The 13,935-nt window shown below is 72.8% G+C and carries 13 protein-coding genes; 3 read left to right on the top strand and 10 right to left on the bottom strand.

Annotation, left to right across the window (positions count from 1 at the left end):
- The 5 genes from NYZ98_RS27125 to NYZ98_RS27145 form a co-directional block, all read right to left on the bottom strand.
- Window positions 1-744 carry a phosphatase PAP2 family protein gene (locus NYZ98_RS27125; protein WP_262846355.1) on the bottom strand — a complete coding sequence of 248 codons (744 nt, stop codon included), beginning with the start codon at window positions 742-744 and terminating at the stop codon, window positions 1-3.
- A complete protein-coding gene (locus tag NYZ98_RS27130) occupies window positions 728-1,618 on the bottom strand; it encodes a phosphatase PAP2 family protein (protein ID WP_262846356.1) in 891 nt (296 codons plus the stop codon). The genes NYZ98_RS27125 and NYZ98_RS27130 overlap by 17 nt, the downstream gene beginning before the upstream one ends.
- A gap of 22 nt (window positions 1,619-1,640) precedes the next feature.
- Window positions 1,641-2,690: a YihY/virulence factor BrkB family protein gene (locus NYZ98_RS27135; RefSeq protein ID WP_262846358.1), complete on the bottom strand. Its 1,050-nt coding sequence runs from the start codon at window positions 2,688-2,690 to the stop codon at window positions 1,641-1,643.
- Between the two features lie 2 nt (window positions 2,691-2,692).
- Window positions 2,693-3,565 (bottom strand): diacylglycerol/lipid kinase family protein, encoded by an 873-nt coding sequence (locus NYZ98_RS27140; RefSeq protein WP_262846360.1) that lies wholly within the window; start codon window positions 3,563-3,565, stop codon window positions 2,693-2,695.
- A 131-nt stretch (window positions 3,566-3,696) separates the two neighbouring features.
- Window positions 3,697-4,434, bottom strand: coding sequence for a PP2C family protein-serine/threonine phosphatase (locus tag NYZ98_RS27145; RefSeq protein WP_262846362.1), 738 nt, complete (start codon window positions 4,432-4,434; stop codon window positions 3,697-3,699).
- A 128-nt stretch (window positions 4,435-4,562) separates the two neighbouring features.
- Here NYZ98_RS27145 and NYZ98_RS27150 point away from each other — a divergent pair, with 128 nt between their 5' ends.
- Together NYZ98_RS27150 and NYZ98_RS27155 are read left to right on the top strand one after the other, a co-directional pair.
- Entirely contained in the window at window positions 4,563-6,509 is a 1,947-nt protein-coding gene (locus tag NYZ98_RS27150) for an N-6 DNA methylase (RefSeq protein WP_262846364.1), read from the top strand.
- Window positions 6,510-6,647: 138 nt separating this feature from the next.
- Window positions 6,648-7,541, top strand: coding sequence for a serine/threonine-protein kinase (locus tag NYZ98_RS27155; protein ID WP_262846366.1), 894 nt, complete (start codon window positions 6,648-6,650; stop codon window positions 7,539-7,541).
- 33 nt (window positions 7,542-7,574) lie between these two features.
- Here NYZ98_RS27155 and NYZ98_RS27160 read toward each other — a convergent pair whose 3' ends face one another.
- The 3 genes from NYZ98_RS27160 to NYZ98_RS27170 all read right to left on the bottom strand — a co-directional run bounded on the left by NYZ98_RS27160 (window position 7,575) and on the right by NYZ98_RS27170 (window position 11,027).
- Window positions 7,575-8,042 carry a MarR family winged helix-turn-helix transcriptional regulator gene (locus NYZ98_RS27160; RefSeq protein ID WP_262846368.1) on the bottom strand — a complete coding sequence of 156 codons (468 nt, stop codon included), beginning with the start codon at window positions 8,040-8,042 and terminating at the stop codon, window positions 7,575-7,577.
- A gap of 94 nt (window positions 8,043-8,136) precedes the next feature.
- The gene (locus tag NYZ98_RS27165; protein ID WP_262846370.1) at window positions 8,137-9,762 is read right to left on the bottom strand and encodes an N-acyl-D-amino-acid deacylase family protein; all 1,626 of its coding nucleotides are present in this window, start codon (window positions 9,760-9,762) and stop codon (window positions 8,137-8,139) included.
- Entirely contained in the window at window positions 9,762-11,027 is a 1,266-nt protein-coding gene (locus NYZ98_RS27170) for an alanine racemase (protein ID WP_262846372.1), read from the bottom strand. The genes NYZ98_RS27165 and NYZ98_RS27170 overlap by 1 nt, the downstream gene beginning before the upstream one ends.
- A gap of 220 nt (window positions 11,028-11,247) precedes the next feature.
- On the opposite strand from NYZ98_RS27170, the gene NYZ98_RS27175 reads away from it, so the two are divergent.
- Window positions 11,248-11,652: a RidA family protein gene (locus NYZ98_RS27175; RefSeq protein WP_262846374.1), complete on the top strand. Its 405-nt coding sequence runs from the start codon at window positions 11,248-11,250 to the stop codon at window positions 11,650-11,652.
- A 77-nt stretch (window positions 11,653-11,729) separates the two neighbouring features.
- Here the strand turns inward: NYZ98_RS27175 and NYZ98_RS27180 are convergent, their stop codons facing one another.
- Complete coding sequence (locus NYZ98_RS27180) at window positions 11,730-12,395, bottom strand: potassium channel family protein (RefSeq protein ID WP_262846376.1); 666 nt, start codon at window positions 12,393-12,395, stop codon at window positions 11,730-11,732.
- The gene (locus NYZ98_RS27185; RefSeq protein ID WP_262846378.1) at window positions 12,388-13,749 is read right to left on the bottom strand and encodes a TrkH family potassium uptake protein; all 1,362 of its coding nucleotides are present in this window, start codon (window positions 13,747-13,749) and stop codon (window positions 12,388-12,390) included. The genes NYZ98_RS27180 and NYZ98_RS27185 overlap by 8 nt, the downstream gene beginning before the upstream one ends.
- Window positions 13,750-13,935 lie beyond the last annotated feature (186 nt).

Genomic DNA, 13,935 nt, shown 5'->3' on the forward strand with positions numbered 1-13,935 from the left:
CTACGCGGTGCTCGCGCGGGTCCCGCGCGTCGTGGTGGTGCCCGAGCCCCTGCCGGGGATCAACGGCGTGCCGAGGATCGCGTGCCCGGCGACGGCGACGCAGACGACGCCCAGCACCAGCCCCCAGCTCACGTCGGTCAGGTGGTGCATGCCCCGGTACAGGCGGGAGATCGCGACGATCAGCGGCGCGGCGATACCGATCGTCCACCACAGGACCTTCAGGAGGGTGTGGCGGTGGGTGTGCAGGGTCAGGACGAGCGCCATCCCGCAGTAGAAGCCGACGGCCGCGCTGGTGTGCCCCGAGGGGAAGCTGGACGTGGGCGGCGCGGGGTCGAGGTGGTGGACGGTCGGCCTCGGGCGCTGGACGAACACGGTGGCCAGCAGGAACACGACGTTCTGCGACAGCACGGCCAGCACGATGAAGATCGACTCACGCCACCGGTTGAAGGCCAGCCGGAAGGCGATGGCGGCGATGGCGGTCAGCACGACGACCACCGGCGTGTCCGACAGCATCGACCCATAGTGGGTGAGGTCGTTGAACAGGGGGGTGCGGTCCGCCGCGAGGCCCTGGTTGACCGCCACCTCGCCGGCGATCTCGCTGCGGAACGGCTTGATGATCAGGAAGCCGAGACCGAGGGTCACGGCGGCCAGGATCGTGAGGGGAAGCATGATGAGGCGCAGCACCGCGCCGGCGGTCTCCGACCACCGCGTGCCGCTCGCCACCACTTCAGTGTCGGTGACCATGGGTACTTCCCTTCGGGGAGATGTCTTCTCTGGCCTCCGGCTCGACACCGTCGAGGTGCGGCTCGGAGGGGCGGCGGCCGATCTCTCGGCGCCAGGTCTCGAAGCCCGCCGCGGTCGCCGCGATGACGGCGACCCCGAACACCACGCCGGCCGTCACGTCGGTGACCCAGTGCACGCCGAGGGCGACGCGCGTGTAGGCGACACCGCCGACGATCACCGCGCCGGTGAGCCAGGCGATGATCCGCTGCCGGCGGTTCAGTACCGGCAGAAGCAGGAGGATGAGGATGCCCGCGCCGAGCGTCGCGTTGACGGCGTGCCCCGAGGGGAACGACGCGCCGGGCGCGAGGTCGACCGGGTTGGGCAGGTGGGGCCGCGCCCGGTCGACGACGACCTTGAGCGCGAGCCCGAGCAGGCCGCCCACGGTGATCGTGGTCACCGCCCAGATGGCCAGCCTGGGGGCGCGCCGGAACACCAGATAGGCCGCGGCCAGCCCGACCAGGACCCGCCAGGTCCCCGGGCCGAACACGTTGGTCCACAGCTGGAGGAAGCTCACCCAGCCGGGGTGGCCGAGGGCGAAGGCGTGCAGTGCGTCGGCCGCGCCCTCGTCGATCCGGTTCACCGGGCCGAAGGAGGACTTGACCAGGAGCAGCAGCAGCCCGAACGGGACCAGGACCAGGAACACCGCGCCCGAGGCGAGCGTGAGCCGCAGCCCTAGGCGCCGGTCGGGGTCGAACCGCTTCCTGATCCGCCCGGCGCCCCCGGACGGGCCGGCTGGCGGGTTCCCGTCCGTGGCCGGGCCCGCGGCGGCGCCACCCGGGCGCGCGTCCTTTCCAGGACGGCCCGCGCCGGTCAGCCGGTTCCCGAACGTGCTCATCGTGACCCCCCGTACGTGTCCATCACTGATCCCTACCCGCCGGAACGCGTTCCGCCCGGTGCCCGTCGCTGGCGTCCGCGCGGCCCGCCACCGGGCCCTCGGCGTCCGCGCGGCCCGCGGCCGGGCCGGGGTCCTCGGTGATCGGGCCGCCGGTGCCGCCCCGGCACGCCTCCAGTTGCGCGGCGAACGACAGGCCGAGGAACAGCGCCACCGAGCTGAGCAGGGACCACAGGAGCAGGGCCATGACGGCGGTCAGCGGCCCGTACGTCGCGCCGAACGAGCCGGACTTCTCGACGTAGAGGGAGAGGCCCCAGGTGAACACGGTCCACAGGGCCAGCGCCACGAGTGCCCCGGCGGCGAGCCAGGTGTGGCCGGGCTGCCTGCGCCTGGGGGCCGCGCGGAACAGGACCGAGGCCGACAGCACGGCGAGCAGGAAGCCCACCGGCCACCGGAGCAGCCGCCAGGCCGTTGTCGCGGTGTCCCCCCAGTGGTAGACGCCGGCGAGCGCGTCGCCGATCGCCCTGCCGCCCACCATGATCAGGAAGCCGAGCGTCATCAGGGACCCGGCGGTGAGTGCCATCACCACGGCCTTGGTGTACTTGCGCCGGAACGGGCTGTCGCGCTCGACGCCGTAGATGCGGTTGGCGCCCCGCTCGACCTGGGCCATGGCCGTCGTGAGGCCGACGATCGCCGTGACCAGGCCGGCCCACAGGGCGATGGCGCCGCCGTCGCCGGCGTGGCGCTCGCTCACCGCGAGCGCGTCCTGGATCACCTGCCGGCCCGATCCGGGGAGGATGGCGCGGATCGTCCGCTGGACGACCTGCCCGAGACGCTCCTGGTGGAGCCAGGAGCTGAGGCCGACGGCCGCGATGGCCCCGGGGATGATGGCCAGGCAGATCTGGAACGCCAGCGCGCGGGAGTGGCTGAAGCCGTCGCCGTACCTGAAGCGGACGAAGGAGTCGCGGACCAGGTGCCAGCCGCCGTACCGGCGCAGCGTCACCCAGGCGTCGTCGGCGCTCAGTTCCTCGCCGCTCATCGACCGCGTCTGCGGGACCGTGGTGGCCGTGCCCATGGTCAGCCCCGCTTCTCGCGAGGCGTGCGCAGCAGCAGCGCGCCCGGCCTGGTCTCGATCGACATGGAGGAGCCGAGGCCGATCGGGTCGCCGTCGCACTCGTGCAGGACCGCCGGCTCGACGTCGATCTTGGCGCGTTCGGCGGTGTACCGCTCGGCGCGCCGGTCGTAGCGCTGGGACCGGGTCATGACGTGGCCGACGACGCGCAGCCAGTCCATCGGGGTGCGCGGGGCCAGGATGAGGATGTCCAGGCGGCCGTCGTCGGGCTCGGCGTCGGGCAGGAGGCGCAGGCCGCCCTGGAGCTGGCCGACGTTGCCGATGAGCACCATCATCGCCCGCCTGCGGATCGTCGTGCGCCCGTCCAGGCAGAGCGTGACCTGGAAGGGGTGGTCGCCGAGGTGCTTCACCAGCCCGCCCACGTAGGCGAGCCAGCCGATCTTGGCCTTGACGCCGTCGCTGGTGCTGTCCGCCATGGAGGCGTCCAGGCCGATCCCGGCCATGACGGTGAAGGGACGGCCGTCGATCATCCCGAGGTCGAGCGCCCGCGTCTCGCCCTCCACTCCGGTGCGGACGGCGTCCTCCAGCGCGGTGGGGAGCTTGAGGTTGCGGGCCAGCAGGTTGCCGGTGCCGGCGGGCAGGATGGCCATCGGCACCTGGGTGCCCATCAGGCCCTCCGCGCACGCCCGGACGGTGCCGTCGCCGCCTGAGGCGAAGACCAGCTCGGCGCCCTCGGACACGGCCTGCTTGGCCATGCCCACTCCGGGGTCCTCGGCGGTCGTCTCCAGCCACAGGGGCTCGGCCCAGCCGTGGCGCGCGAGTTCGGCCGTCACCTCGGCGCGGTGGCGGTCCAGCTCGGACACCTTGGTCGGGTTCACGATCACGGCTGATAGGGGCACGAGGGTGCGTGCTACCCGGATCTTCCCGCTTTGAACAACCGCCCGCGCCCAGGATCCGCCGGGCGTCTCGTCCCCGGACGGGCGCCGGTGGTCAGTGGGCCTCGCGGGGCTCAGGAGCCGCCGAGCACCTCGGCGACGACGCAGGTGATGTTGTCGGGCCCGCCCGCGTCCTTGGCCAGGTCGATCATCCGCTGCGCGGACGCGCCGAGGTCCTTGATCTGGGTGAGCGTCTCGTGCAGCGCCTGCGGCCCGACGACCCCGCTCAGCCCGTCGGAGCAGATCAGGTAGCGGTCGCCCGCGCGCGCCTCGCGCATGGACAGGTCGGGCTCGACCGAGCCGCTGCCGCCGAGCGCCCGCATCAGCAGGGAGCGGCGCGGGTGCGCGGCGGCCTGCTCGGGGGTCATCTGCCCGTCGTCGACCAGCGACTGCACGAGGGTGTGGTCGCGGGTGATCTGGTACAGGTAGCCCTCGCGCAGCAGGTAGGCGCGGGAGTCGCCGATGTGGGCCAGGGCGAAGCGCGTGCCGTCCCAGAGCATGGCGGTGAGGGTGGTGCCCATGCCGGTGAGCTTGGGATCGCGGGCCGCCATGTCCTTGAGCCGCCGCCCGGCGTCGGTGATCGCGGTCTCCATCGCGCCCAGCAGGTCGGCGCTGGGCGGGTCGCTGTCCAGGGCCGACAGGGCGGCGATGACGGTGGCGCTGGCCACCTCGCCGTGGCTGTGGCCGCCCATCCCGTCGGCGACCGCGAGGAGCCGTGGACCGGCGTACACCGAGTCTTCGTTCTGCTGGCGGCGCAGACCGACGTCGGTGCGAGCCGCGTAACGCAGCGTGAGCGACGCGTTGTTCGACATGGTCTCAGTAAATCATTGGTTGAAACACTTCACAACCATATAATTTGTGGATTGCAGTGGCATGGTGGACTAATCTGACCCGTGGGAGGCGAGGCGGACCCGTGGGTGAGCAGGGAGATGCGACGCGAATGGGACACGATGCCACGTTGAACGCGGGCGACATCGCACGGCTCGCCGATGTCGGTCGCGCCGCCGTCAGCAACTGGCGCCGCCGCTACGACGACTTCCCCCAGCCCGTGGGCGGCACGGCCGCGAGCCCGCTCTTCTCCCTTCCCGAGATCGAGGAATGGCTGCGCCGCAATGGCAAATCGTATGAGATGTCGTTGGGTGACCGCGTCTGGCAGCGCCTGCGCGCCTCCGGTGACGACTTACGCCTCGGCGATCTGGTGGGATGCGCGGGCGCGTTCCTGCTCTACCTGAGCCGCGACCCTGGCGGCTGGCGGCGCGTCACGCGCGGCCCCGAGCTCGCCAAGGGACTCCATCAGACGGCCACCGCCGCCACGTCCGACCTTCCCGTTCCGGTCGACTGGGACCTCATCGACACCAGGCTGTACCGGCTGATCGCTGATCTGGCCGCCGAGCAGGGCCCGCTCGCCGCTTTCGAGCTGCTCTGCGAGCGCTACGTGGAGGCCCACTCCCGGCAGCTCGCCGTCACCCGGCCCGACGTCGCCGAGCTGATGGCCCGGCTGGCCCGCTTCGAGCTGGACCCGGCCGGCGGGGTGCGCACCGTCCTCGACCCGTCGTGCGGCGTCGGCGCCCTGCTGCTGCCCTTCTCGGGCGCCCGGGTGCTCGGGCAGGAGGCCGGCGACACCGGCGCGCTGCTCACCGCCGTACGGCTGCTGCTGCGCGACCCGGACGCGCGGGTCGTCGCCGGCGACGCGCTCCGCCTGGACGGGTTCCCCGGCGCGCGCGCCGACGTCGTGGTGTGCGACCCGCCGTTCAACGAGCGCGCCTGGGGCTACGAGGAGCTGACCGGCGACCCCCGGTGGGAGTACGGCCTGCCGCCGCGCGGCGAGTCGGAGCTGGCCTGGGTGCAGCACTGCCTGGCCCACGCGCGCCCCGGCGGCCTGGTCGCCATCCTGATGCCCGCCGCCTCGGCGAGCCGCCGCCCCGGGAAGCGCATCCGGGGCAACCTGCTGCGGGCCGGCGCCCTGCGGGCCGTGATCACGCTGTCGGCCGGCGGCCCCGACCTGTGGCTGCTGCGCCGCCCCGAGGCCGGCGAGCGTCCGCCGTCGCTGGTGCTGATGGTGGACGCCGACGGCGGCGTCCCGGCCGCCGAGGCCGCGTGGCGGGCGTTCGCGGCCGACCCGGAGGCCGAGCCGCCCGGCGCCGCCCACGCCGTCCGCATCATCGACCTGCTGGACGACGAGGTGGACCTCAGCCCGGCCCGGCACCGCCCCCACCCGGGCGACGAGCACGCCGACCTGGGGTTCGGCGGGGTCCGTGACCGGTTCCTCGCCTCGGTGGCCTCGCTGCCGCGCGCGCTGCCCGCCATCGGCGTGCTGACCGGCGCGCGCGACCTGCCGAGCGCGTCGGTCGGCGAGCTGGTCAGGGCCGGGCTGGTCACCGTCCACCAGGGGCCGGCGAGGATGGCGACCGACGCGGGCGACCTGCCGGTGCTGACGGCCGCCGACCTCGTCTCCGGCGGCCGGCCCTCCGGGCGCACCACCCCCGACCCGGGTCACGTCGTCCTGGAACCGGGGGACGTCGTCGCGACGACCACGGCCACCGACGGCGCCGCGCGCACGCTCGCCGAGGGGGGCGCGGTTCTCGGGCCCCAGCTCCATCTCTACCGCGTGGACCCCGAGCGGATGGACCCCGACTTCCTGGCCGGGTACCTCAGGTACGCCGGAACCGCGGGGACGAACCGGTCGCATCCGGGCGCCAGCCGGGTGGACGCGCGCCGGGTGCGGATCCCGAGGGTCTCCCTGTCCGAGCAGCGCGCCTACGGCCGGGCCTTCCGCGAGCTCCTCGCCCTGGAGGACGGCCTGCGTGAGACAACGGCTCTGGGGGAGACGCTGGTCCGGCTAGGCTTTGACGGGCTGGCCGGCGGCAGGCTCCGTCCCGAGGCCTGACGGCGGCCACCGATGCCCGGCGCGCGATCCCCTGGGCGGCGGGCGGCGGTGTGGCCGGTGGACGGCGGTATGCCGGCGGCCATCTGCGGCCCGGCGGCTGAGGGTGTATTTTCCCCGATAGATCATTAGGAGGGGTGAATGGTCATCGGCGACCGGTACGTGCTTGACGACCTTCCCCTCGGCCAGGGCGGCATGGGCGCCGTCTACGGTGGCCACGACAAGCACCTCGACCGCAGGGTCGCCGTCAAGTTCCTCCGCTTCCCCGGCGGGCACGACGAGGAGCTGGAACAGCGCTTCATGCGCGAGGCGCGCATCCTGGCCCGGCTGGAACACGCCGGGGCCCCGATCCTGTACGACTTCGGCACCTTCGACCGGCGCCTGTTCCAGGTCATGCAGTTCATCGACGGTGTCACCGTCGCCGACCTGGTCAGCGAGCACGGCCCGCTGCCCGTCCCGTGGGCCGCCGCCATCGCCGCGCAGGCGTGCGCGGTGCTGTCGGCCGCCCACGCGCTCGCCATCTGCCACCGCGACCTCAAGCCGACCAACCTGATGCTCTGTCCCGACGGCAGCGTCAAGGTGCTCGACTTCGGGCTCGCCATGCTGCGCGAGGCGGACGTCACCCAGTTCACCCGCATCGGCCAGATCCTCGGCACCCCCGCGTACATGTCGCCCGAGCAGATCCAGCGCGGGCTCGCCGGGCCGCGCAGCGACCTGTACGCGCTCGGCTGCGTCCTGCACGAGATGCTGACCGGGCGCCAGCTCTTCGCCGGGCCGACCGAGTACTCGGTGTTCGAGAAGCAGGTCAACGAGCGCCCGCCGCCGGTGCCCGACGTGCCCGAGGAGCTGAACGCGCTGATCGCGGAACTGCTGGCCAAGCAGCCCGAGGACCGCCCCTCCGACGCCAACGCGCTCTACGACCGGCTGCAGCCGTTCGCGGTCGACCTGCCGATGCTCCCCGGCTTCCTCACCCCGCCGTCGGTGCCGAGCCCCGGCCGCATGTACGCCCGGGTGGTCGGCCGCGTCCTTCCCTGAGCGCCCAGGGCGGCCCGTCCGGGGGATCGGCCGTCAGCAGCCGTCGGTGGAGTTCAGGTTCGCCAGCACGACCTCGAAGATGTCCCGCAACTGCTCGGCCTGCTCGGGGGTGAGCCGGTCGAACAGGACGCGCCGCACCTCCTCGACATGGCCGGGCGCGGCCTCGGCGAGCGCGGCGAAGCCCTCGTCGGTGAGCGTGGCCACCGTCGTGCGCGCGTCGCCGGGACGCTTGCCCCGGCACACCCAGCCCAGGGTCTCCAGCTTGGACACCGCGTGGGAGAGCCGGCTGGCCGACGAGCGCACCCGCCGGGCCAGCTCGGTCATGGTCATCGACCGGCCGGGCGCCTCCGACAGCATCGCCAGGATCATGTAGTAGGTGTGCGGCATGCCGGAGTCGCGCTGCAACTGGCGGTCCAGGGACTCGTGCAGGAGCTGCGAGGCCCACAGGAACGTGCGCCACGACCGCTGCTCATCGTCGTCCAGCCACCGCGTCTCGCTCACCCGCCCAGACTACCTGTTTACTTGAGCGCTCAAATGAAGCCGCGGCGGCGGCGGGCCGTTCGGCGGGCCTGTCATCAGCCCACCGATCCGGTCGTCAGCGGGTGCCCTCCGGGGTGCGGCGCAGGGCCCTGCCGGGGAGCGCGCCCGTGGGCCGGCCGTCGTCGATGACGGCCACCCCGCCGACGAACACGTACGGGATGCCGGTGGGCGGCCTGCGCGGCTCGGCGAAGGTCGCCCCGTCGCCGACGGTGGCCGGGTCGAACAGGACCAGGTCGGCGTGGTACCCGGGCCGGACCAGCCCCCGCTCGACGAGCTTCAGCCGCCTGGCGGCGTTGCCGGTCAGGTGGGCGACGCACTCCTCCAGCGTGAGCACGCCCTGGTCGCGCACGTAGTAGCCCAGGTAGCGAGGGAAGGTGCCCCACGCGCGTGGGTGCGGCCTGGCGCCGGTGAGCAGCCCGTCGCTGCCGCCGGTGTGCGCGGGATGCCGCATGATCGCCCGCAGGTTGTCCTCGTTGCCCACCAGGTGCAGGATCGTGGTGCCGAGCCCGTCCTCGACCAGCAGGCTGCGGTACACCTCGAAGGGGTCCCGCCCGGAGTCGGCGGCGAGCCTGGCGATCGTCCGGCCGGTCGCCCAGCCCAGCTCGGGCGAGCGCGTGCCCGAGACGCCCACACTGTCCCAGTCGACCGGCACGCCGTGGCAGCCGTCCGAGCCGACCTCCTCCATGACCTGCCGGATGCGCTCGGCCTCCACCGGGTCGCCCAGGCGGGCCAGGGCGCGATCGGGCCCGCCCTCGGACGCCCAGCCCGGCAGCAGCGCGGCGAGCGTCGTGGACCCGGGCCGGTAGGGGTAGCTGTCGAGCGTGATGTCGCAGCCGTCGCCGATGGCGGCGTCGAGCAGGCTCAGCAGCTCACCGGCGCGCCCGGCGTTGATGGGGAAGTTCATCGTCGCGTGCGACAGGTGCAGCGGGCATCCCGACGCGCGCGACACCTCGACCATCTCGGCGTACGCCTCAAGGGCCCCGGCGCCGTACGAGCGGTGGTGCGGGGCGTAGAAGCCGCCGAGGCGGGCGACGACCCGGCACAGCTCGACCAGTTCCCCGGCCGGGGCGTACATGCCGGGGGTGTAGGTGAGGCCGCTGGACATGCCGACCGCGCCCTCGGTCATGGCGGTGGCGACCAGCGACTTCTGCCGGTCCAGCTCGGCGGCGGTGGCCGGGCGCGCGTCCCAGCCCATGGCGAGCATGCGCACCGTGCCCTGCGGCACCAGGTAGCAGGCGTTGACGGCGATGCCCCGGTCGAGCCGGGACAGGTACTCCCCGACCGAGCGCCAGTCCCAGTCGAACCCGTCGGGGTCGCCGTTCCACCCGGTGATCTGCCGGCGGATCTGCGCGAGCGTGGTGTCGTCGACGGGCGCGTACGACAGCCCGTCCTGCCCGAGCACCTCGCAGGTGACGCCCTGGGCGACCTTGGCCAGATGGCCGGGGTCGGCGAGCAGGGCCAGGTCGGAGTGGGCGTGCATGTCGACGAAACCGGGGGCGAGCGCGAGCCCGTCCGCGTCGATGACCCGCACGCCGTCGCCCGCCGCGCGCCCTCCGGGGCCGCTCGTGGCGCGCGGCGCGATCTCGGCGATTCGCCCGTCGGCGAGCGTCACGTCGGCGACGTACGACGCCGCGCCCGAGCCGTCGACGACCGTGGCCCCCCGCAGGACCGTAACCGTCATCAGAAGTACGTCCGGACCATGTCGACCACCTCGGGGTCATCGGCGTCCACGTCGTCCACCACAGGGATCATGGCCCACTTGTCGAACGCCGTGCACGGGTGGGACAGCCCGAGGCGGACCACGTCGCCGCAGCCGAGGTCGGAACCCGGGTCCAGGGCCAGGAACGTGAGCTGGTCGCTGAGCGCCGTGACGCGCGCGCCGGCGAGCATCGGCCCGTTCCTGCCGCGCACGATCTGCGGTTCGGGCAGCCCCTCGTCGAAGGGGAGGTCGCGCTTGCCGGCGTCGAGCAGCGCGAGCCCCGGCTCGGGGCGGGACACCACCCGGGCCCAGGCGTGCATCGCCGACCGGAACGGCACCGGCCCCGCGCCCCTGACCAGCGGGGAGACCGCGCGGTAGAAGCCGTCGTCGTGCACGATGTACGCGCCGGAGCGCAGCACCAGGCGCGGGCCGGCGTCGCCGAGCACGTCCACCACCTGGTCGAAGTACGCGCTGCCGCCCGCGGTGACGATCGGCTCGTCGACCTCGTACTCCAGGTGGTCGTACAGGGCGGCCATCCGCTTGAGGAAGGCGTCCACCGCCGTGAGGCTCGTCGCGGAGGCGTCGTGGCCGAGGGTGCCCTCGTATCCGGCTACGCCCGCGAGCCGCAGCGTGGGCGCGGCCCGCACCGCGCCCGCGATGGCGACCGCCTCGTCCTCGTCGCGCACGCCCGTACGGCCGCCGGGCGCGCCCAGCTCGACGCACACGTCCACCGGCCGGCCGGTGCCCGCCGCGCGCAGGGCGGAGTCCATGATCTCGACGGACCGCACCGAGTCCGCCCAGCAGGTGAACGAGAAGCCGGGGTCGTCGTCGAGCTGGGCGCCCAGCCACGCCAGCCCGGCCGGGTCGAGCAGGCTGGTCACGAGCATCAGGCGGCTCACCCGGAAGGAACGCGCGACGCGGAGCTGCGGCAGGTTCGCGAGCGTGATGCCCCACGCCCCGGCGGCGAGCTGGCGCATCCAGAGCGCGGGGGCCATGGTGGTCTTGCCGTGCGGGGCCAGGGACGCGCCCGCGGCCTCGGTGTAGGCGGCCATGGTGGCGACGTTGTGGTCGACGGCGCGGCGTTCGAGGGTGAGCAGCGGCGTGCCGAAGTCCGCCAGCGTCGGGCGGCCGGACAGGTACTCCCCGACGGTGCCGGCGCCGCCGGGCGTGCGGAGCGGCGCGGCCTTGAACCTCCAGTCGAGAGGCTCTTCGCGCAGGGCGGCGACAGCGGTGGTGTCGATGGGCACCAAGAGCCTCCTCGATATCGGCTACGCGATATTTGCGTAATTTGCGCTAGTTTCTATCTTTTCTAACCGGCTCCGGTCAACGCCATCCCACCGCGACCGGAACCCGCCGTCCGCCCTGGCAGCCGAAGCCGTCCACAGGCTGAACGGCCGCCCGGCGCGACCGTACAGCGCCCCCGGTAGGCTCGGCGGCGGAAATACGGAACCGATCCGCGGAGACGTGATGAGTGACAAGACCGCCGTCAGCACCACGGACGCCCCCGCGCCCATGCCGGTGTTCTCCCAGGGCGTCCGCAAGGGCGTACTCCTCCAGGTCTCCGGCCAGGGACCGCAGGACCCGCACACGTCGGAGTTCCTCCACCCGGGCGACGTACGCGGCCAGACCCTGCGCACCCTGAGGAACGTCAAGGCCATCCTGGAAGCGGGCGGCGCGACCGTCGAGGACGTGCTGATGTTCCGCGTCTACCTCACGACACGTGAGCACTTCGCGGCCATGAACGAGATCTACGGCGCGTTCGTCACCGAGCACTGCCCGAGCGGCGTGCTGCCCGGCCGCACCACCATCTTCACCGGGCTGCCCCGCGAGGAGATGCTCGTGGAGATCGACGCCCTCGCCGTCGTCGGCTGACCGGCCAGGTCCGACGCGGGCTGACCGGCCAGGTCCGACGCGCCTGGCCTCGGTGGGGTCGGCCGGGGCGCTCGGGGTCAGGTCAGTTCGGCGAAGCGTTCCACCTTCTCGATCGTGCCCGACACGATGATGACGTCCCCGTACATCAGGACGGTCGAGGCCGTGGCGTAGGTGAACTCCTGGCCCTGGCTCTTGACGCCCACCACCGTCACGCCGTGCTTGGTGCGCAGCTTGCACTCCCCGAGGGGCACCCCGACCAGCTCCTTCGGCGGCAGGGTCTTGACCAGGGCGAAGTTGTCGTCCACCTCGATGTAGTCGAGCATCCGGCCGGTGACCAGGTGGGCCACGCGCTCCCCCATGTCGTGCTCGGGCTGCACGACGTGCCCGACGCCGATCTGCTCCAGGATCCGCGCGTGCTGGCGGCTGACCGCCTTGGCCCAGATGTTCTCTATCTCCAGCTCCACCAGGAGGGACGCCGTCAGGATGCTCGCCTCCAGGTCGCCGCCGATCGCGACGACGGCCTGGTAGAAGTCGGGCACGCCGAGCTGGCGGAGCGCCTCGATGTCGGTGGAGTCCGCGGTCACCACGTGCGTCAGGGTGCCCGAAAGGTTCTGCACCACCTTGGGGCGGTTGTCGATGGCCAGCACCTCGGTGCCCCTGCGGACCAGCTCCACCGCGAGCGAGGTGCCGAACCGGCCCAGGCCGATGACCACCACGGGACTGTCCCTACTGTACTCAGCCAACGATGGGTCGCTCCTCGGGCAGCTCGTAACGGGTGGTGCGCTCGCGCAACGCCAGCGCCGACCCCAGGGTCAGCGGGCCCACGCGGCCCACGAACATCAGCACCAGGATCAGCACGTGCCCGGCCGGTGGCAGGTCGGCGGTGATTCCGGTGGACATGCCGGCCGTGCCGAACGCCGACACCGCCTCGAACAACACCTTGTCCAGGCTATGCGGCGTCAGCGCGAGCAGCGCGTACGTCGACACCGCGACCAGCCCCACGCTCATCAGCATGATCGCCAGCGCCTGGCGCTGGATCGCCTCGGGGATCCGGCGGCGCCCGACGTTCACCCTGCTCTCGCCGCGCAGCTCGGCCCACAGGACGAACGCCAGCAGCCCGAACGTGGTCACCTTGATGCCGCCGCCGGTGCTCGCGCTGCCGCCGCCGATGAACATCAGCACATCGGTGGCCAGCCAGCTCGACGGGTACATCTGCGTGATGTCGATGCTGTTGAAGCCCGCGCTGCGCGGCATGACGCCGGTGAAGAACGCGGCCAGCAGCTTGGCGGGCTCCGAGAGCGGGCCGAGCGTCTTCGGGTTCGACCACTCGGTCACCAGGAACACCAGCGTGCCGAACACGATCAGCACGGCCGACACCCCGAGCGTGAGCCGGGTCAGGACCGACCACCTCCTGGGCCGGCGCCAGAACCGGAGCAGCTCGAACCAGACCGGGAACCCCAGCCCGCCGACGATCACGGCGACCGCGATCGTCACGCAGATCCACGGATCCGAGGCGAACCTCACCAGGCTGTCCGGCCACAGCGCGAACCCCGAGTTGTTGAACGCCGCGACCGCGTGGAACGCCCCCAGGTACGCCGCCCGGCCAGGCGGCTCGCCGTACCCGGCCATGAAACGCGCGGCCAGCACCGCCGCGGTGACCAGTTCGGACACCAGGCTGAACACAACGACCTTGCGGACGACCCTGCGCAGGTCGATCATGCTGATCGCCCGGGTCTCCGCCTGGGCCAGCAGGCTCGCCCGCAACCCCAGCCGGCCGGACACCAGGACGGCGAAGAGCGTCGCCAGCGTCATGATCCCCAGCCCGCCCACCTGCACGAGCCCGGCGATCACCACCTCGCCGAAGACCGACCAGTGCGTGCCGGTGTCCACGATGACCAGCCCGGTCACGCACACCGCCGACGTGGCCGTGAACACCGCCTCCAGCAGGTCCGCCCGCCTGCCGGTGGCGGTCGCGACGGGCAGCGAGAGCAGCACCGTGCCCACGGCCGCGACCAGGCCGAACGCGCCGACGATCACCTGCGCCGGGTGCTGGAAGCGGTTGAGCAGCGCTCCCCCGAACCCCGGGCCGCCGTACATCCGCGTCACGGAACGGCCACCACACGGGCGCGCCCGGCCGGCGGATCGGCGAAACTCCAGATCATCGATGCCCCCGGCCCGTAAGGGTGACGACGGCATCCGCCCGCAGGACCCGCCAGCGTACGGGAGCACAGTAACAAGCCCGCCAAACGCCGACCAAAACCCTCCCTCCCCTCCCCCGCCCTG

Source organism: Sphaerisporangium corydalis (genome assembly GCF_025506355.1).
GTDB lineage: Bacteria > Actinomycetota > Actinomycetes > Streptosporangiales > Streptosporangiaceae > Sphaerisporangium > Sphaerisporangium corydalis.